The organism is Mesorhizobium sp. M6A.T.Ce.TU.016.01.1.1 (assembly GCF_003997065.1).
GTDB classification, from domain to species: Bacteria; Pseudomonadota; Alphaproteobacteria; order Rhizobiales; family Rhizobiaceae; genus Mesorhizobium; species Mesorhizobium mediterraneum.
On the sequence record NZ_RZTJ01000029.1, the window covers coordinates 25,524 to 44,742 of the forward strand.

At 60.5% G+C, this 19,219-nt stretch carries 15 protein-coding genes; 5 read left to right on the forward strand and 10 right to left on the reverse strand.

Annotated elements, in window-relative coordinates; translation table 11 throughout:
* Positions 1 to 193 precede the first annotated feature (193 nt).
* A complete protein-coding gene (locus EOC94_RS30255) occupies positions 194 to 382 on the reverse strand; it encodes a hypothetical protein (protein ID WP_095486766.1) in 189 nt (62 codons plus the stop codon).
* Between the two features lie 253 nt (positions 383 to 635).
* Here EOC94_RS30255 and EOC94_RS30260 point away from each other — a divergent pair, with 253 nt between their 5' ends.
* Both EOC94_RS30260 and EOC94_RS30265 read left to right on the forward strand, forming a co-directional pair.
* Entirely contained in the window at positions 636 to 2,969 is a 2,334-nt protein-coding gene (locus EOC94_RS30260; RefSeq protein ID WP_127295169.1) for an arylsulfatase, read from the forward strand.
* A gap of 234 nt (positions 2,970 to 3,203) precedes the next feature.
* Positions 3,204 to 4,385: a hypothetical protein gene (locus tag EOC94_RS30265; protein ID WP_127295171.1), complete on the forward strand. Its 1,182-nt coding sequence runs from the start codon at positions 3,204 to 3,206 to the stop codon at positions 4,383 to 4,385.
* An 83-nt stretch (positions 4,386 to 4,468) separates the two neighbouring features.
* Here the strand turns inward: EOC94_RS30265 and EOC94_RS30270 are convergent, their stop codons facing one another.
* From EOC94_RS30270 to EOC94_RS30310, 9 genes are all read right to left on the reverse strand, one after another.
* Entirely contained in the window at positions 4,469 to 4,810 is a 342-nt protein-coding gene (locus EOC94_RS30270) for a DUF1622 domain-containing protein (RefSeq protein WP_127295173.1), read from the reverse strand.
* Complete coding sequence (locus EOC94_RS30275; protein WP_127295189.1) at positions 4,810 to 5,727, reverse strand: formylglycine-generating enzyme family protein; 918 nt, start codon at positions 5,725 to 5,727, stop codon at positions 4,810 to 4,812. Before EOC94_RS30275 ends, EOC94_RS30270 begins: the two co-directional genes overlap by 1 nt.
* A gap of 240 nt (positions 5,728 to 5,967) precedes the next feature.
* Positions 5,968 to 7,449, reverse strand: coding sequence for an arylsulfatase (locus tag EOC94_RS30280; RefSeq protein WP_095486770.1), 1,482 nt, complete (start codon positions 7,447 to 7,449; stop codon positions 5,968 to 5,970).
* Positions 7,450 to 7,506: 57 nt separating this feature from the next.
* Positions 7,507 to 7,950, reverse strand: coding sequence for a DUF202 domain-containing protein (locus EOC94_RS30285; RefSeq protein ID WP_126106617.1), 444 nt, complete (start codon positions 7,948 to 7,950; stop codon positions 7,507 to 7,509).
* 72 nt (positions 7,951 to 8,022) lie between these two features.
* Entirely contained in the window at positions 8,023 to 8,433 is a 411-nt protein-coding gene (locus EOC94_RS30290) for a hypothetical protein (RefSeq protein ID WP_095486772.1), read from the reverse strand.
* An 81-nt stretch (positions 8,434 to 8,514) separates the two neighbouring features.
* Positions 8,515 to 10,881, reverse strand: a complete 2,367-nt coding sequence (locus tag EOC94_RS30295; RefSeq protein ID WP_126106616.1) for an arylsulfatase — start codon at positions 10,879 to 10,881, stop codon at positions 8,515 to 8,517.
* A 260-nt stretch (positions 10,882 to 11,141) separates the two neighbouring features.
* Positions 11,142 to 12,128 (reverse strand): DUF2950 domain-containing protein, encoded by a 987-nt coding sequence (locus EOC94_RS30300; RefSeq protein ID WP_245329951.1) that lies wholly within the window; start codon positions 12,126 to 12,128, stop codon positions 11,142 to 11,144.
* Positions 12,129 to 12,148: 20 nt separating this feature from the next.
* Positions 12,149 to 13,486 carry a DUF3300 domain-containing protein gene (locus EOC94_RS30305; RefSeq protein ID WP_127295175.1) on the reverse strand — a complete coding sequence of 446 codons (1,338 nt, stop codon included), beginning with the start codon at positions 13,484 to 13,486 and terminating at the stop codon, positions 12,149 to 12,151.
* Between the two features lie 212 nt (positions 13,487 to 13,698).
* Entirely contained in the window at positions 13,699 to 14,706 is a 1,008-nt protein-coding gene (locus tag EOC94_RS30310; protein WP_127295177.1) for an HAD family hydrolase, read from the reverse strand.
* A 675-nt stretch (positions 14,707 to 15,381) separates the two neighbouring features.
* On the opposite strand from EOC94_RS30310, the gene EOC94_RS30315 reads away from it, so the two are divergent.
* The 3 genes from EOC94_RS30315 (at position 15,382) to EOC94_RS30325 (ending at position 18,835) form a co-directional block, all read left to right on the forward strand.
* Positions 15,382 to 16,188: a DUF2092 domain-containing protein gene (locus EOC94_RS30315; protein ID WP_127295179.1), complete on the forward strand. Its 807-nt coding sequence runs from the start codon at positions 15,382 to 15,384 to the stop codon at positions 16,186 to 16,188.
* Positions 16,189 to 16,232: 44 nt separating this feature from the next.
* On the forward strand, positions 16,233 to 16,520 hold the full coding sequence (locus tag EOC94_RS34880; protein WP_245465687.1) for a hypothetical protein: 288 nt from the start codon (positions 16,233 to 16,235) through the stop codon (positions 16,518 to 16,520).
* Between the two features lie 254 nt (positions 16,521 to 16,774).
* Positions 16,775 to 18,835: a mechanosensitive ion channel family protein gene (locus EOC94_RS30325; protein WP_127295183.1), complete on the forward strand. Its 2,061-nt coding sequence runs from the start codon at positions 16,775 to 16,777 to the stop codon at positions 18,833 to 18,835.
* The last annotated feature ends 384 nt before the right edge of the window (positions 18,836 to 19,219 follow it).

Below are 19,219 nucleotides of genomic sequence, written 5' to 3' on the forward strand. Positions count from 1 at the left end.
GGACCATTCTCAAACAGTGCTTCGTGTGCGTGCAGGGCTTCCTTCACGCAGTGCTTCCCTCCTCGCGTCGGGACTGAGATCGAATGCGTCGGGGTTCTCATCCTCGTCACCTTCCGACTTGTCGCTCTCAGGTCACGTCGAGACATAGCCTCTCTGCGCGGAAGGTAACTTACTGTATTGGAGAATTCGAAAGTCAGTCTCGATGTGAACCCTGCTTTTTCAGCAAGCCGAGCAAGAACTCGACGTCCGTCGAAGCAGCTATCCTCATCGAACCCTCTCGGCTGTTCTTCACCAGATCGAGCGCATTTTTGCGCGGCTGGGCAGGCTCGCGTTCAGCCTCGATCTTGCTTCCTGCTTCGCCGGAAAAGTCACCGGCAATCACGTGGTGGTTCGGATCGCACCGAGCCGGCGATCTTTGATCGACATAGCTGTCTTACCCAGCCAACCACGTAACTTACATTCCCCCACTGCCGTCCACGCGGTAACCTCACGTTCGTACGACAAGCGCTGGCGCGCGGCATTGCCGCGGCCTCGTCGACGGGCTCTTCGCATTCTTCGCGGTGCTGCTCCGAGCGCTCTGACGCTGAGGCAAAGATCTGGGCGGGATTACAACCGACTGACAACGGGAGAAGATCATGACCAAGAAACCATTCAACGGCGTCATCAAGCTCGATGTTCGTGATTCCAAACCGGATTGGGGGCCATTCACGCTGCCCAGGGCGCCGGAAGGTTCCCCGAATGTTCTGATCATCCTCTACGACGACACCGGTCTCGCGGCTTGGTCGCCCTTTGGGGGCGGCATCAACATGCCGACGCTCCAGAAGCTTGCCGACAACGGCCTGATGTATTCGCAGTGGCACACGACGGCGCTCTGCTCGCCGACCCGCTCGACATTCCTAACTGGGCGCAACCACCACCTCAACGGATGCTCCTGCATCACGGAAGGAGCGCAGGGCTTTCCAGGGTGGAGCGGCCGCCTCCCGGCGGAATGCGCGACGATCGGCCAGGTCCTTCAGGATGCCGGCTGGAGCACCTATTGGCTGGGCAAGAACCACAACGTGCCTGAGCAGGATATCGCATCCGGCGCGAGCCGCTCCGAATGGCCGTTGCAGAAGGGCTTCGACCGCTACTACGGCTTCATCGGCGGCGAAACCAACCAGTGGTACCCTGACCTCATCGAGGACAACAAGTTCATCGACCAACCCTATGGACCCGAAGACGGCTATCACCTGTCCAAGGATCTGGTCGACCACGCATTGCATATGATCCGCGACCAGAAGGCCTCGAACCCGTCGAAGCCGTGGTTCATGTGGCTCTGCCCCGGCGCCAACCACGCGCCGCACCATGCGCCCGAGGAGTACATCGACAAATACAAGGGCAAGTTCGACGAAGGCTACGAGGCCTATCGGGAATGGGTGCTGCCGCGCATGATTGCGAAGGGCCTTTTACCTAAGGACACCAAGCTTACGCCGATCAACCCGCTGCCGGCGGACGTGGCCAATCCGGGCGACGCCGTGCGCCCGTGGGACTCGCTCAATGCCGAGGAGAAGAAGCTGTTCGCCCGCATGATGGAAGTCTATGCCGGTTTCTCGGAATACACGGACGCGCAGGTCGGCAGGCTGATCGACTATCTCGAGCAGAGCGGCCAGCTGGAGAACACGATCGTCTTCTACTGCTCCGACAATGGCGCCTCGGGCGAAGGCAGCCCAAGTGGCTCGGTCAATGAAAACAAGTTCTTCAACGGCTATCCAGACGAGTTGTCGGAGAACCTCAAGTATCTCAAGGTGCTGGGCAGCACCGACACATATGGCCATTATCCGACAGGTTGGGCAGCAGCAACGTCAACTCCATTCCAGATGTTCAAGCGCTACTCGGAATATGCCGGCGGCACCTGCTGCCCGATGGTGATCTCCTGGCCGAAGGGTATCAAAGCCAAGGGAGAGGTGCGCAACCAGTATCACCACTCGACCGACATCGTGCCGACGATCCTGGACGTTTGCGGACTGGAGATGCCCAAGACCTACCGGGGAGTCGAGCAGTACCCGCTCTCCGGCGTCTCGATGCGCTACAGCTTCAGCGCCGAGCCCGACGGCAAGACGACGAAAAAACGCCAGTACTACGCCATGCTCGGGACCCGCGGCATGTGGGAGGACGGCTGGAAGGCCGCTGCCCTTCACGTGCCACTGACCGGCAAGGGTCATTTCGACAAGGACGAATGGGAACTCTACCACGTCGACGCGGACCGCTCCGAATCGACCAACCTTGCAAAGAAGCATCCCGAGAAACTCAAGGCGCTCATTGAAACCTGGTTCGACGAGGCCGAGAAGAACAAGGTGCTTCCGCTCGACGACCGCAGCGCCACTGAGTTGCTCAACGTCGAGCGGCCGACGGAGGAACCTCCGCGCGAGCGCTACATCTACTATACCGGGACGTCGCCGGTGCCGGAGGGTGTCGCCGCCAACGTCCGTGGCCGATCCTACAAGATCGTCGCCGACGTCGAGATCGTCGACAAGGATTGTTCTGGCGTCATCTTCGCCCACGGCTCGCGCTTCGGCGGTCATGCACTCTTCGTCAAGGACAGCAAGCTCCACTACGTCTACAATTTCCTCGGCATCAAGCCGGAGCAAGCGTTCGTGTCGGAGAGCGAGCTCAAGCCGGGCAAGTACACGCTCGGAATGGAGTTCATCCGCGACAAAGCCGGCAAGCACGGGGAGTCGCTCGGCAAGACGACGCTCTACGTCAATGAGAAGATCGAGGCGCAGGGTGATATGCGTACCCAACCCGGCAAGTTCACCCTGTCCGGCGATGGGCTTTGCGTCGGACGGGACAGCGGCGATGCGGTCAGCGAAGACTACAAGACCCCGGGGGAATTCAAGGGAGGCAATATCCTGTTCGTCGGCGTCACTGTCGAAAAGGGCCAGTACCTCGATCTGGAGAAGCTGGCGGCAGCGGCCTTCGCCGTTGACTGACGTTGACCGCGGGAAGGGAGGCCGAAGGAACCGTCCGGCGGCCTCTCCCTGCGCCTTCCGAGCCGATGAGATCGCGGGAGAAGGTCGATCGGACCAGGAATTGGACGAACGGAAATCAGATCAGCTTAAACTCTCGCTGGGATCGATGAACTAATTCTCCTGGAGCCGTAAAGCCAACCGGGAACATCTCGATGCTGATGAGCCGAGCTGTCGGGATCGGGAGCAGATGTGCGCATGCAAATGAACGAAGCTCTGCACGCAAACGAAGTACTGTTTGAGAATGGTCCGCCTGTCGGGCTCCAGCGACGTCTGGGCCTCGTCAGGGGTAGTCAACTGAATGTTGGCCGCCGGGCGATGATCGTCGGTGCGGTAGGCTGGGCGCCCCTTCTCGTTTTAGCCGGCATTCAAAATGTGACTATGCACACAGGCGGAATTACGCCGCTCCTTTGGGATGCGGGTATGCACGCGCGGTACCTGATCGCCGCACCACTACTCGTCTTGGCCGAAGCGCTGTGCGCACCAAGGCTCAATGCGATCGTACGGCACTTTGCTGACGCCGGGCTTGTAACCAATCGGGACCGTGGGACATATGACGCTGCCGTCGCATCGACCCGAGCGCAGCTCAATTCGCGCGCCGCAGAAATTATCGCAATCGCTCTGGCCTATCTCCTCATGTCTGCGGCGGTTTTTTCGCTGCCGTTCGATCAGATTCCGATTTGGCACAAGACCGGCGGCTCCGCGCCTGCCTTCTCGCCAGCCGGCTGGTGGCACGTGCTGGTGAGCCTCCCTTTGCTCCTGACCTTGCTCCTTGGCTGGACGTGGAGGCTTGCTCTGTGGGCGCATCTTCTGTGGCGGATCGCCCGGCTCGACCTCCGCCTCTTGGCATCCCATCCGGATGGCGCAGCGGGCCTTGCCGTGCTGGGATATTCTCTGCGGGCATTTTCCCTCTTAGCGATGGCGCTTGCCGCGATCGTTGCGGGCCGTTCGGCGAATATTGTCTTTGTCGACGGGGCGCTGCCGAGAGACCACACGATCTTCAGTGCCGGTCTCCTGGTGGCGGTTGGCAGCTTGTTCGCCGCGCCATTATTCTTTTTTACGCCGATGCTGATGAGGGCGTTGCAGCGCGGCTCATTCGAATACGGCGCTCTTGCCACCCAGGTCGGGGCGGCATTCGAAGAGAAATGGCTTGGGCGCGACAGACCTGTCGATAAGTCCGCGCTCGAGAAGCCAGACTTCTCGGCGACTACCGATTTGTACGCGATCGTCGCAAATGTCTACGCGCTGCGCTTGGTCCCGATCGACCTCAAAAGCATCGCCATGCTCGCCATCGCATTGCTGCTCCCGTTCGTTCCGGTCGTATTCCTGGCGCTACCCATGGCGGAAATCTTGGCAGGACTGAAGGGACTGCTTTTCTAGAGCTAGAATGACAATCGCGACCAGGGTGGATACGGATTCCGCATCTCAGCATCCAGATTCTCCTTGCCTTGCGATAGCTCCTGTCAGGTTGGCTGAGATGTCCGCACCTCGACCAAATCCCGCTCGAGGAAGTAGTTAAGGAACGTTCGGATCACGGCAATTGCCGCCAGTCGTCCAATGTCATCCCAGCCCGGTGCAATCGAAGTTTCAATAATATCGGCCGCAAGCTGGAAGGTCAGGCCGGCAACCAGCCAGCGAGCATAGCGCAGCCAGACAACGCGTCCCTCGGTTGCTCCCGAAGGGACTAACATCGTTCGAAGCGCGCCGAGGAATGCCTCGATTGTTCCGTATACGATTGCAATGAGGGCGATTGCATCGATAAGCAGGACGGCATACCCGGTAACGACGGCAAATGCCTGTTCCATCACTCCCCCGAGCGTGAACGAACAATGCAGCGCAAGCCGAGATGGCAGGTCGAAGTATCAACCGGCTGCGACATGCGCGCTGCAGGCCGATACCGCCGACAGTAATTGGGTGCACATAGAAAAGAGCCGCCCTTGGTTACCTTGCGTGGGATCGTGATCTCAGGGGTGTGGGGGTCAAAGCTGGCTTCGCGCTGGCCACCCCGCGGATTGTCGATCGTACAGCACGGGCTGTCGATCCGCGAGTGCTCCTGATACCAGTCCGTAGTCCACTGCCAGACATTTCCCGCCATATCGTGGAGCCCGTAACCGTTGGCCGGGAACGAACCGACCGGAGCCGTCCACTCGTAGCCATCCTCGTTGCGATTTTCGTAGGGAAACTCGCCTTGCCAGGTGTTGGCCAGGTGCTTGCCACCTGGCGTCAGTTCGTCACCCCAGACATATTCGGCGCCGTCGAGTCCACCGCGGGCTGCGAACTCCCATTCGGCTTCGGTCGGCAGCTCCTTGCCCGCCCATTTCGCATAGGCTTCGGCATCCTCGAACGCAACATGGACCACTGGGTGGTCGCCCAGCTTCTTGATGGAGCTCGCTGGGCCGCGCGGATGGCGCCAATTGGCGCCGCCTACATATACCCACCAGTTGTAGGAGTTCCGTATGTCGACCTTCTGAGCCGGCTTCTTGAACATGGAGGACGACGGCACCAGGAGTTCCGGTATCGCTCCGGGGTAGTCTGCGGGATCTGCCGGACGTTCAGCCAGCGTCACATAGCTGGTCTCTGCTACGAAACGCTCGAACTCGCGGTTGGTTACGGTATGGCGATCCATCCAGAAGCCACCCACCTTGACGCGGTGCGCCGGCGCCTCTTCCGGGTAATGCTCGTCCGAGCCCATCAAAAAAGTGCCACCGGGGATCCACAGCATGCCTTCGAAAGGCGGCACGCCGATGTGTCGGTCACGCGTGGTCAGATCAACAGAGTCATTCACAACATAGCACCTTTTGTGTCGTCCCAGCTACCGAAGGCGATCATAGGCAGCGCCATGGCGCTCTGTCATGGCGGTTAGCCACTCCTTCATCGCGTTCTCGCAAGTATATTTTTGTCAGTCCTAATCGCTCGGCAGTCAATGCCGGGTGGCGGGATGCCCGCCGCCCGGCCAACGGCGCTAGTGTCCGCCTCCGCCTGTGGCGGTCACCGCTTCCATCACATGGTCGAGATTGAAGCTTCCTGGCTTCTGGCGCGGCGGGAACTCGCGGAAACTCTGCAGCCATTGTCCCACGAAGGCGCCCGCGGGTGCGATCATAAACATGTGCTCGGCGAACCAGCGGCCATAGTCCATGCCGATCTGATGCGCGAGTTCAAAGGGGTCCATCCGTAGATTGGTCAACATCGGTGCACGCAGCGCCACGAAGGGTTCCTGCCAAACGTGCAGGCCGTGCGCGTCTTGCCGCAGGAAGGTAGCCTTCCAGTTGCCGTAACGCAGGGCGGCGACGCTGCCGTCATCGGTCCAATAGATGAACTCCTTGCGCGGCCATTTGGCCTCGCCCTTCAATGCGGGCATGAGGTTGTAGCCGTCGAGGTGGACCTTGTAGTCCCGGTCCATGGCCTTGTGACCTTTCAGGAGTTTCTCCTTGACGTCAGGCTCGCCAGCCGCGGCCAGGATGGTCGTGAGCATGTCCTCATGCGAACCGACATCGTTGATGACCGTGCCGGGTTCGATCACGCCGGGCCAGCGAATGGCGCACGGCACCCGATAGCCGCCTTCCCAATTGGTGTTCTTTTCACCCCGGAACATCGTCGTGCCACCGTCGGGCCAGGAGAAGGACTCCGAGCCGTTGTCGGTGGAGTACATTACAATGGTGTTCTCATCGAGACCCAGTTCCTTGAGCTTGGCCAGCATCTCGCCGACCTGACGGTCGTGCTCGACCATGCCATCGGCATAGATGCCGAGCCCCGTCCTTCCCTGCACCTCCTTCTTGAGGTGCGTGAAGATATGCATCTTGGTGGAATTCCACCAGAGGAAGAACGGCTTGTCCGCTTTTTTGGCGCGCTCCATAAAGTCGATCGCCTTGGCGGATACCTCTTCGTCGAAGGTCTCCATGCGTTTCTTGGTCAGCGGACCCGTGTCTGTGAGGCGGCCGTCGGCGAAGCTGTGAATGACGCCGCGCGGACCAAAGTTCTTCTTGAAATTCGGAAACTCCGATTCCTTCGGATAGTCGGGGTTTTCCGGCTCTTCCTCTGCATTCAGGTGGTAGAGGTTGCCGAAGAACTCGTCGAAACCGTGGTTCGAAGGCAACATCTCGTCACGGTCGCCGAGGTGGTTCTTGCCGAACTGCCCGGTCATGTAGCCGTGGTTCTTGAGCAGGCCGGCGATCGTCGGATCTTCCTTCTTCATGCCCTCGGGCGCTCCCGGCAGGCCGACCTTGGTGAGGCCGGAGCGGATGGGCGACTGCCCGGTGATAAATGCCGCACGACCTGCGGTGCAGCTCTGCTGCCCATACCAGTCGGTGAACAGCGCTCCCTCCTTGGCGATGCTGTCGATGTTGGGCGTCTTGTAGCCCATCATGCCCTGGTTGTAGGCGCTGACATTGAACTGGCCGATGTCGTCGCCCCAGATGATGAGAACGTTCGGTTTCTTGTCTGCCATTTTCGTCTCCTCCCTATGTTTTCGTATTGCCGCTCGGATGCTGCGCCATCCTTGGCTTCAGACCAACCGGAACAGCACGGCGATGAAAGTGAAAATGCCGATGAGCAACAGAACGATCGTGACGGCAAAGAGCGGCGTCTTGTGCGGGTCCTCGTCCACTCCGGCGAGCTGAGCGAACTGTTTGCTCCACAGATAACGAAGTAGCGATCGGTATTGCCACAGCGAGACAGCAAGCGCACCCACGCCGGCGAGGATGAGCGCAAGGCCGAGAACGCGCGGCGACTGCGGGCGCAGCGCCGGGGCGACGCCTTGCATGTCCTGAAAACGCTCGAAGAACTGGACGATCGTGAAGCCGAAGCCGATAAGCGAGACGGACGTTCGCACCCAAGACATCAGCGTGCGCTCGACGCTGAGACGCGTACGCAGCCAAGAGAAATGACTGTCCGATGTCACATGGACTTCAAATCTTGGCGGGTTCTCATCCGCGGGCTGGCTCACCATTCTGATCCCCTTGAATCCCTATTCATCGACATTGTTTCAGCGTACGAAATTGGCCCCAAGGCTTTTGATCATTCACGATTTTGGTCCGAGACGAGCGCTGCTCCACCAGCGCGCGATGCGCGCCGCCGGGCCCCGGATCAGGAGATAGGGAACGAAGGCGAGAACAATCGCCACGACCACAGCTTCAAACGGATAGAAGGTGCCCAGTTGCATGATTTGATAGACGGCATCCAGGATCACGGCGAGCACCATAACCTTGCCCGTCGATCTGACCCCTTCGACAAGGCGCGCGCGGCGCTCGTCAGGCTTTGACAGGACGGTCCAGAAATAAGGCGAGCGCCCGTCGCGCGCGTCCTTGATGCCGTCACGTATCCCGAACAAAGTCGCCATCACCGGCTGAAGAAGGAATCTGAGCGCCAGGGGCCCACTCGGCCTTGCGACGAGGTCTTCCCAAAAACGTTGCAGAATGTCTTCGATTGCCATTCGTGCTCATCCCTCTTGCGAAGACGGTTGCCTGGAACGGCGACGCCGTTGCCGGCGCCGCCCTTCCGTAACACGACGTCCTTACTGCCGCGCCAGTGCGACGCGAAGCGCCTCTTCCGGCGAGACGTGGTGGTCGGCATGCTCGGCGTCTTCGCCAATGGCGAGTTGCACGCCCTTTATGACTCCATTGAACGCGTTTCCACGCGGGCCGTAGTCCGGCGAAACGGGCGCTCCGGTGTCGCAACCGACATCGCAGCCATCGTCCGCCGAGAAGACCGATGGCGCAGTTGCGCCCACAGCGCCTTCTCCGACCTTCTTGCTGTTGATGAACAAGGACACTGTGCCGCCCTTGCCGGGACCGCCCCCCGCATATGCGAATTCCATGCGGACCTGATGCGATCCGGGCGGGATTGCATCGGCGGATTCGGCGAAGAAATGCTGTACGCCGATCAGGTTGTAGCAGTATTTGAGCTTGCCGCCCTTGGCGTAGAGGCTCCAGCCGCCGATATTGGCGCCCTGCGAGATGATCACGCCTTCAGCGCCTCCCTCCGGCACCACGATCTCGGCTGTCACCGAATGCGACTTGTTCTTGAGATTGAGGACGGAGTTCTCCGAAAGGCGACCCATGCCTCCGAACAGGATCTGGGATTTCCCCTTGATCAGAACCGGCCGTCCCGCCAGATCAGAGTCAAAGCGAGCGGCGACATTGTCGTCCAGCGGCAGCACATTGTAACGGGCGGCCTCGATCAGCCACAGGCGCTGAAGCTGATGCAGTTTGTCCGGCATCTGCTTTGCCAGATCGTTGGCCTGGCTCCAGTCCTTGCTGGTGTCGTAAAGCTCCCAGACGTCGTCGTCGAAGGCGGGGACCGTCTCTCCGTGCAGCAGCCACGGCGTCTTGTGCCGCGTCACCGCGGTCCAACCCTTGTGGTAGATGCCACGGTTGCCAAACATCTCGAAGTATTGGGTCTCGTGCCGCTCCGCTGCCTTCGCTTCGTTGAACGAATAGAGCATGCTGACGCCTTCGATCGCCATCTGAGCAACACCGTCTACCGCCTGTGGTTGGGGGAGCCCGGCTGCTTCCAGTATGGTCGGTGCGACGTCGATGACATGATGAAACTGGGAGCGGACCTCACCCTTCCCTGCGATGCCGTTTGGCCAGTGCACGATCGTGCCGTTTCGGGTCCCGCCCCAGTGCGAAGCGACCTGTTTTGTCCACTGGTAAGGCGTGTTCATGGCGTGCGCCCAGCCGACAGCAAAGTGGTTGTAGGAGTCCGGTCCGCCGAGCTTGTCCAGCCGCTCCATGAGGAATTGTGGTGTCTCAAGAGCGGCCAGGCCATTGAAATTGGCCATTTCGTTATAGCAGCCGATCAGCGTTCCCTCGGCCGAAGCGCCGTTGTCGCCGATGATGTAGTAGATGAGCGTGTCATCGGTCAGTTTCATCTGGTCGAGGCTGTCGAGGAGCCGCCCGACGTGGTGGTCGGCGTATTCCAGGAATCCGGCGTAGACCTCCATCTGACGCCTCAGAACAGGCTTCATCTCCTCGGGCATTTGATCCCAGGCAGGAATCTGCTCGTGACGCGGCGTCAGCTGGCAGTCGGAAGGAATGACGCCGAGCTTGAGCTGGCGGGCGAAGGTCTCCTCGCGCAGCTTGTCCCAGCCCTGATCGAACTTGCCCTTATACTTGTCCGCCCACTCTTTCGGAACATGGTGGGGAGCGTGGGTTGCGCCGGGCGCGAAATACATGAAGAAGGGCTTGTCTGGTATAAGCGCCTTCTGCTGGCCGACCCAGGCAATCGCCTTGTCGGTCATGTCCGCCATGAAATGGTAGCCCTCTTCCGGCGTCTTATGCACTTCAATCGGCGTGGTGCCCTCATACAGTGACGGATACCATTGATGCGCTTCGCCGCCGATGAAGCCGTAGAAATATTCGAAGCCACCGCCACCGGTGGGCCACGCGTCAAACGGGCCTGCCGGGCTCGTTTCCCACACCGGGACCTCGTGGCATTTGCCGAACTGTGCGGTCGCATAGCCATTCAACTTCAGTGTCTTTGCCAGTGGAGAAGCCGTGTTCGGCAGGACCGAGCAATAGCCGGGCGAGCCACTGGCGATCTCGGTAATGCCGCCCATGCCGACCGAGTGGTGGTTGCGACCCGTGAGCAGCGCCTGGCGCGTCGGCGAGCAAAGAGCTGTCGTATGGAAGCGATTGTACTTGAGACCGCCGGCAGCCAGTCGTTCGGCGTTGGGCGTCTGGCACGGACCGCCGAAGGCGCTTGAGGCGCCGAAGCCCACATCGTCGAGCAGGATCACCAAGACGTTCGGGGCGCCCTTTGGCGGACGCAGCTGCTCGATGACCGGATACTTCGATTCCGGATCCTTGGCGTCGTAGGTGATGAGACCGGTTCGCGGACGTGTCGGAATCGGAAGAACGCTTCGGTTGCCGTCGCTCATCGTGATCTCCCTTTGGCGGCGCGCTTGCCACATATCTTCGGAGTGCAGGTAGGTTGCTCCTTCGTGAGGTTTGCCTATTGCCGCTCATGGCGGAAGGTAATTAACGGTAACCTACGGGAAGAATCTGCTCGGCCAGCGCAACAGTCGGTCGTTGAGGTGAGTCCGGCCTTCCTCAAGAGCCAAGGAAGAACTCCACCCTGCGAACGGACAAACCGCAACGAGACCTCTTGCTGCGTGTTCTTGCCTAGAACGCTTTTCTTTCAGTCGGCCACGACCTGCCAGGTATCGTCCGGGTTGAAGCGGTCGATGTATTTGACGATCTGCTCGGTGGTTGGGCCGAGGTCGGTCTCGTAGACGACGCCGTGCTGGTTGACGGCGAAGGTTTTCACGCCGGTTTCGCCGTATTTGGCAGGCCAGGCGATGAGGCCGAAGCCGGCGATCATGTTGCCGTTTATGACGTAGTCGTAGGCGCCGCCGGCGATATGGTCGCCCTGGCCGGTCAGGATCTTGTACTTGTAGCCGAAATAGCCTTCGCCCTTGGCCGCGTCCTCGAGCTCGGCCTGATCGATATTGCCACCGGCCGGACTCTCGCCGTTGATGCCGTCGCTCGGCCAGTAGAGCCCGTCGGTCGCGCCTTCAGAGCTTATCAGTTTCTGCGCGAACTCTTCCACGCCGTCCCCGTCGCGGTCCTGCGATGCATAGTCCTCCTGCCCGTCGACATAGGCGCGCATCGTCTCGATCGCGGTGAGCTCGTTCTCGCCAACATACCGGTTCACGATCTCTTCGAGCCCGGCATAGGTGTCGAAAGCCCACTTGCCGTCCTCGCCCTTGACGATCGGAAAAGGCAGCGGCCACAGCTTGTCGCCGATCTGCAGCGTGCGGCGGTCGCCCTCGCCATCGAGGACAAGCTGCTTGGCCACACCCTCCTTGATCGCCGCCAGCGTCTCGTCCGAATTCTCGTCGGCCTTCAGCTTTTCCGCATCGAGGCCGAGAAGGGCCGCAACCGCACCGTTGCCGGCGTCGTCCAGCGCCTTCTTGAACGCCTCGACCGCCGCTTCCGGCGTGTCGAAGACGGGCGGCTCGGCGGCGGCCGCAAACGCAGTGATCTCCGGCGCTTGCGGCGCCTCCTGCGCGGATGCCGGCTGCGAGACAGCGATGCCGGCTGCAAGCACCACGGCACAGACTGAGCGGAGAAGGATGGTATGCAAAAGTCCCGCGTGACGGGTGGTGCTGAACATCTGTATCATGATCTTGTCCTCCCGTTCCGTTAACGCCGGCGTCCGCCACTGGGGCGCTTGATTTGCTTGTGGCCGCCGCCACGGCTGCCGCCGCCCATCGATTGGTGGCCGCGGTTGGAGCTGACCTTGGTCGCCTTGCCGCGATCGACGTTGCCAAGCCCCGGCGGCTTCTTCGGCCGGTTGTCGACCCTTGCCGTGGGTTTCGGCTTGCCGGCTGGGCGGTTCACCTTGGCCGGCTTCGCCGCCGGGCGATTGGCGGTAGGCCTGGCCGCAGGTTTCTGGATGTTGGCGGGCTTGGCGGGGCGGGTCACTTGGGCGGGCTTGGCCTTCAGCCCGTCGAGCGTGCTCTTGCGGATGTCTCTCGTTGCAGCCGTCTTGCCCGGCACCCTGTTGGCAAGGCTGTCGTTCTTCTTGATGTCGCGGGCGCGGTCGCGGATGGCGGTGTCGCCATTCTTCTCGATCCTGTTCTTGATGTTGTTCTGGTCGAACTTGTTCAACTGATCGCGGTCGATCTTGATCTTGCTGCGATCGACATTCTTCCAGTCGACGTCGTTGATGTTGATATTGCCGTTGAAGTCGCGGTTGTTGAAGCAGTTGTTGCAATCGATGTTGATGTCGTTGCCGTTCCAGCGGCCACCCCACACGCCCCAATCATCCCAGTCGACGGCGGCGGCCCAGATGGCGCCGGTCACCGCCCCGGCGAAGAATGTCGCCCCCGGGTACACATAGTATGGGTAAGGATCGGGATAATAGCGGATCGGTTCCCACACGTAATCCGGCTCATAAAACATCTGCGGCGGATATTGCGGGACGTAGATCACTTCGGGGCTCGCCGACTTGATGACGATGTTGTCGTTCGCCTTGACCACCTGGATCTTGTCGTCGGTCTTGATGACGCCCTTGGCGACCGCCTCGTCGCGCAGCTGCTGGATGGCAACCAGCACGTCCTTCTGCTGGTAGGCGATGGCATCGCCGAGCGTCTGCGTCCATTCGAGGTCGTCGCTCATCATCTTCACAATGTCGGGATAGTTGAGCAGCGACACCACGGAACCGTCCCAGCTCTCCTTGGGTTTCAGGCTCTTGTCCTTCTCGTAACGGTCGAGGAAGCGCGCCGCCTCGATGATCTGCAGCGGATAGAGCGCAGCCGCGGTGATCACGGCGATCAGCTCGTCCGGGTAGAGCGCAATCCGCGCGACCAGCACCTCCATCTCGTCGGCGCTCAGCGGCTCCGGCGAAGTCGTCGCATCGCCCGAAGCGTCAGCCGCCGCGACCTGTTCTTGTGCAAGGACAGGGTGCGCCGAACCAAACCCGGCAAGCAGCAGCGTCAGCGCCGCCGCACCGACCTTCAACAAGTCATTGCCCGTCATGCTTCGATCCTCCCTGTCTGTCTTTGTCCGGGCAGGCTTTGCGCCGGGCCTTTTTGGCAATATTTGTCACGTTCTGCGTGCAACGCGGCGGTTCCTCGCAGACATTCCGCCACGGGATTTCGCCCTGCCACGTGTTGGCCATTCGGCAAGGCTTGTCATGGCTTCGTGTCGCTTCCTCTTCGAATGCAGCGCGCTTCAGGCCGCGATAAGGATCAAGGCTCGGACGCGAACACCTTGTTCCAGTCGGCTTTCATATCGACAATTGTCCAGCTCATGATTCCGGCTTCGTCGAGACCCTTGTCCAGGCGACCGATGGAGGAATCCCTGTCGTAGGCCCATTCGCGATCCGCGTCGGTGTGGTGCACGTAGAGACAGAAGTGCGGTCCCGGACCGGAACAGGTCCATTGCAGCATCTGCAGATCGCCGTCGGAATTGCCGAAGGCGGCGATCGGCCGCCGACCGATGTGGTGGTGGATCCCGACGGGCTTGCCGGCCTTGTCGTCGATGAAGTTGATTTCCGGCAGTCGCATGAGCACCGGCGTTCCGTCGCGCATCTCGAACTTGGTCTTGCCGCTGCTGCCGACGACCTGCTCGGGCGGTATGCCATAGACCTTCTCCGTCCATGGGCGCATGAAATCGATGCCGCCGCCGGAGACGATGAAAGTCTTGAAACCGTTGGCGCGAAGATAGGTCAACAGCTCCAGCATCGGCTGGTAGACCATTTCCGTATAAAGCCGGCCGGTCTTCGGGTGCCTGGCGCTGGCAACCCAGTCGCGGACGATCTGGTCGAATTCGTCGGTGGTCATGCCGGAATGCGTGGTCATGACGATGTCCACGATAGCCGGCTCGCCACCGGCAAGCGCAGTCTTGATGTCCCCCTTCAGCAACGAGGCAAAGGGCTCCTTGTCCTTCCATTCCGGATGCTGCGGCGCCATTGCCTTGACCCGATCGAGTGCGAACAGGAGCTGGAAGTACAGCGGTTGCTCGCCCCACAGCGTGCCGTCATTGTCGAAGACGGCGACGCGCTCTGCTTCGGGCACGAAGTCTGCCGCGCCTTCCGCAGTCACGCGTTCGACGAAGGCGACGATGGACTGCTTGGCCTTTCGGTCATTCCAAGATGGAAGCTGATCGGCGTTCTGCGCGGTGGCAGAGGCAGCGACCCCCAGTAACAGGAGGATGGACAACAGGTAGCGCTTAGCGGCGTAGGCAAGATTGGTCATAGTTTGATGTCTCCTCCAGGTCAGCGCCCCTCGGGGGCGCCATCATCAAACATGCCTTCGACAAAATCGTCTTTCGTGAGGTTTGCCTATTGCCGCTCGGGGCGGAAGGTAATTAACGGTAACCTACGGGCAGAATCCGCTCGGTTGCGTCGAAGGCGGGGCTGTCAAGGATACGGTCTAGCTCGACACGACAATGAGCCGCAGGGTAGGTCCAGCCCCGGTGGCGATATCGCGCAATAGCTTGGTTGGTTCGGGAAGGCGTTGCGGGTTGTTGGGGACCGCCTGCCACAAGCGTGTCAATCCTCGGCCATGGGCGGATACAGCTTCGCCAGCAACAGTCAGCCTACGTAACTTACATAGTGATACTGGCACCATCAAAAAGACTATGCGCATTCTAGCGCATAGGTGATGGCACTATGGCAGCAAACGGCAAACCTCCTGGCAGGGAGCAGGCATATTCAGCGACGCCTTCCGCATGCCGAATTTTGCGATCCGAAAATTGATAAGCAGTAGAGAACTGGCCAAGAACTGTCGAATCCGATCGCCTCAAACTTTTCGGCGTCGATGATTGTAGCCAACCGATCAGTTTGACGGCGGGCCTACGCTGTTGGGCCGAAGCGAACCCGGATCACGCTCCCGAACAAGAATCGCCGAGCACTGGATTGGAGATGAAACATGAACCAGGCAATCTTGAAGTCGCACCTTAGATCGCGGCCGCGATCTATCGGAATAGCGGCAATCTCAATCGGGCTGGCACTTTCCGTTTCGCCGTCGTGGGGTCAGAACGTCATCGACGCCGATGCTGACGGTATCCTTGTAGCCATGACAAACCATCTCAAAAGCTTGCAGGCGTTCACGGTCGACTATGACACCGATCATGAGATCGTCGATCTGGCCGGCCAGAAGTTGCAGTACAGCGCTTCCGGCTCCGTCCAGGCGTCCCGCGGCGACGGCTTCCACATGACCCGCAAAGGCCCTTTTGCCGACGTGGAACTCACCTTTGACGGCAAGGTAATCTCTGTCCACGGCAAGGGCATGAACGTCTATGCGCAGTTGGACAGTCCTGGCGCGTCGATTGATGAGGCGGTCGAGGAATTCAGGGTGTCGACCGGGCTCGACGTCGCGGGCGCCGATTTTCTAGTCACCGATCCTTATGCCGTTTTGACCGAAGGCGTTACGTCGGGGAGACTGGTCGGCGATGCCTTTGTCGGCGGCGTCGAATGCGATCAACTGGCTTTTCGCAATGACGCCGTGGACTGGCAGATCTGGATCAGCAAAGGCGACCAGAAACTGCCTGTCAAATATGTGGTCACCACCAAATGGGTGACGGGCGCGCCGCAATATTCGTTGCGGTTCAGCAACTGGAAAGCCGGTGAGGTCGACGCCAAGTTGTTTTCGTTCAAGCCTCCGGCCAACGCGAAAAAGCTGGAGCGGATAGACTCCGACGAGGTCGGCGAACTTGTACTGGAGGGCAGCAAATGAACGCGCGGCGTATGCTCCGTAATCAACTCTCGGTCGCCGTTGTTATGACGGCATTTCTTGTAACCGATGGCCTAATGGGGGGGAACTTCATCCCGGCAGGGTCGATAGTCTCCAGCGCGGAAGCGCGCGTCGGCAGGCCGCTTACGCCCGGCAGCGTCGCCGGCGTTGCGCGGCGTACAACGCGCCGGGTCGTCCGCCGCTCGACGATATACGTGGCGGCGCTCCCCCCCGCCTGCTCTCAGATTAGCATCAACGGCGCTACGGTTTGGCAGTGCGGCGGGACATACTACCAGCCCTATGGCGGCCGTTACGTCGTCGTCTACGTGAATTGATCGTAGCCGCCCAAAGCGAGAGGGCCTCCAATGACAGTACAACGACTGGGGCAGAAACGACCGGTCGGCCTTTGGCAAGGGCTGCGACGCCAACCGATCTCTGCTTGTGACCGTAAGCGGCGAACACCATAATTGACTGCGCCCTTAGCTTGCAGCCACTCTCCCCGGAGACGTAGCATGCACCCAGAACAGTTGCCCATAAAAGGGCGAGGAGCCAACATGTGCAGCTGCGGCATTCAAAACTCGAGGCACTCATGAAGAACAAGCTACGGCTCGGGTTCTTGCCAGTTGTCGTCGCGCTTTTGCTAGCGCTCTTGCAGGGAACTTCGCTAGCTCAACAGCCTTCCCCCGACCTTCCGCCCGAAAAGGCAAAGCAGTTCCTCGAGCTTTTGTCCGATCCGCAACTAAAGGCATGGCTCGAGGGAAAGAGTCCAGCGGCCACGCACGAGCCCGGCCTGTCCATTTCCGAGGACATCTTGAGGATGGAGGCGGGTGTTCGTGCCCGTATCGGCGCGCTCGGCGCCGCGATCCCGCGCCTGCCGGAAGAACTGTCGCGCGCCGCCGACGTCGTCTCGCGTGACGTGAACACCGGCAGGCCAGGGCTGGTTATGGGCATCCTGGCGGTCTTGATCGCGGTCGGTTTCGGAGCCGAGTGGGCGGTCCGACGAGCGCTCGCCAGGACGAGGAGCGCGGTTGTTCAGGAAGACGCCGGACAAGCGATCCTCTTCGAGACTGTCGCCCTGCTGACTTTTGCGCTCGCCAGCGCCGGTTCGTTCTTGGCACTCGGATGGCCACCTTTACTCCGCAGGATCATTCTGACCCTGCTTCTTGCGTTCATCGCGTTCCGTATCGTTCGCACGGCAGCCCGATTGCTGTTTGCGTTCGGCGGTGCGACGAGCGACCCCTCGGACAAGCCGAGTCCGCTTTTCGAAAACGAAGCTTCGACCCGTTTCTGGCGGTGGCGAGTCAGCCTTGTGGCCGGGTTCCTGTTGTTCGGCTGGGCGATCGACAGCCTCATGCCTGGCCTGGGCTTCTCTCAAGAGGTCGCGGAGCTCGCCGCCTTCCTGTTCGGGCTTGGCATTCTGGTGACCGCAATCGAGGTCGTTTGGCAACGGCCTGACGGCCGAGGCTCTCTGGTCAAGCAGTCGTTTCTCACCTTGTTCCTGATCGCGCTCTGGGGGGCTTGGGTCGCCGGCCTGCTCGGCGTCCTGTGGCTTGGGATTTTCGCCCTGGTGCTGCCGACAGCATTGCGCGGCGTCGGCGCCGCCGCACAGGCCTTCGCCGGCAGATCGAAGCGCAGCGGCGCGATGGGCGTCGTACTCAACGTGCTCATTGTCAGGGGCGCCAGGGCGGCGGTCATTGCCGCGGCGGTCGCATGGCTCGCCCATATCTGGCGGATCAGGGCCGCGAGCCTCACCTTCAGCGAAACCGACGGCTTCCTGATAACCGGGCTGCTGCACGGCATCATCATTTTGCTGATCGCCGACCTGCTCTGGCAACTGTCGAAGGCCTTGATCGAATATCACATGAACCTCGCGTCGGCGGATGGGAGTAGCGCCGACCAGCTGGCCCGCAGCGGCCGGCTGCGCACGCTGTTGCCGATATTCCGCAACACCCTTGCCGTGTTCATAGCCGCGGTCACCGTGCTAACGATCCTCGCTGGGCTCGGCGTGCAGATACTCCCGCTGATTGCCGGTGCCGGCATCTTCGGCATCGCCATCGGCTTCGGCTCGCAGACCCTGGTCAAGGACGTGCTGAGCGGCGTGTTCTACATGATGGACGACGCCTTCCGGGTCGGTGAATACATCCAGAGCGGCAGCTACAAAGGCACGGTCGAATCCTTCAGCCTGCGGTCGGTGCGTCTGCGTCATCATCGCGGCCCCATCTATACCGTCCCGTTCGGTGAGCTCGGGGCGGTCCAGAACATGAGCAGGGATTGGGTGATCGACAAGATCACGATTGGCGTGACCTATGATTCCGACGTGGACCTGGCGCGCAAGCTCATCAAGAAGATCGGCCAGGAACTGGCAGCCGATCCTGAATTTGCGGCTGACACGATCGAGCCGCTCAAGATGCAGGGCATCGACAATTTCGGGGACTATGCGATCGTTCTCAGGATGAAGCTGACGACGAAGCCCGGGACCCAATTCGGCATCAAGCGCCGCGCATACATGATGATCAAGGCGGCATTCGCGGAAAACGGTATCAAGATTGCGGTTCCCACCGTTCACGTCGAGAGTGGCGGGGAAACTGCGGCCGCTGCTCATCAGGCAAACCAAACCCTGAAAAAGAGCAAGGCCCCCTTGGAGGCGTGAGGTACACGCCATAGAGCTGCGCGGTCCTGTCCACGTCATCCGAACTCGGGGCAAACCGGACATCATACCGTCGTTGCGGACGTTCTGACGAACATGGTCGGACGGCAAGATGTTAGGCGGCGTTCGTATGCGTGCCAACCGCCATTTGTCGATGGCGTCGCGGACTGAACGGTCCGCAGTGCGCTGGGCCAATACTAGCCCGTAGGTTACAGTTAGTTACGTTCCCTGACGTGAGCCGATCGGCCAAGGTCACTCATAGCCGTCATATCCCATCGCCCCGCAAGAGGACAGCAGCCTCTGGAGCAAATGGTGCCCGTAGCCAAAGAACAATTCAGCCTGCACACAAGGGGAATAGCAATGCGAAAATACATGACACGCATCGCG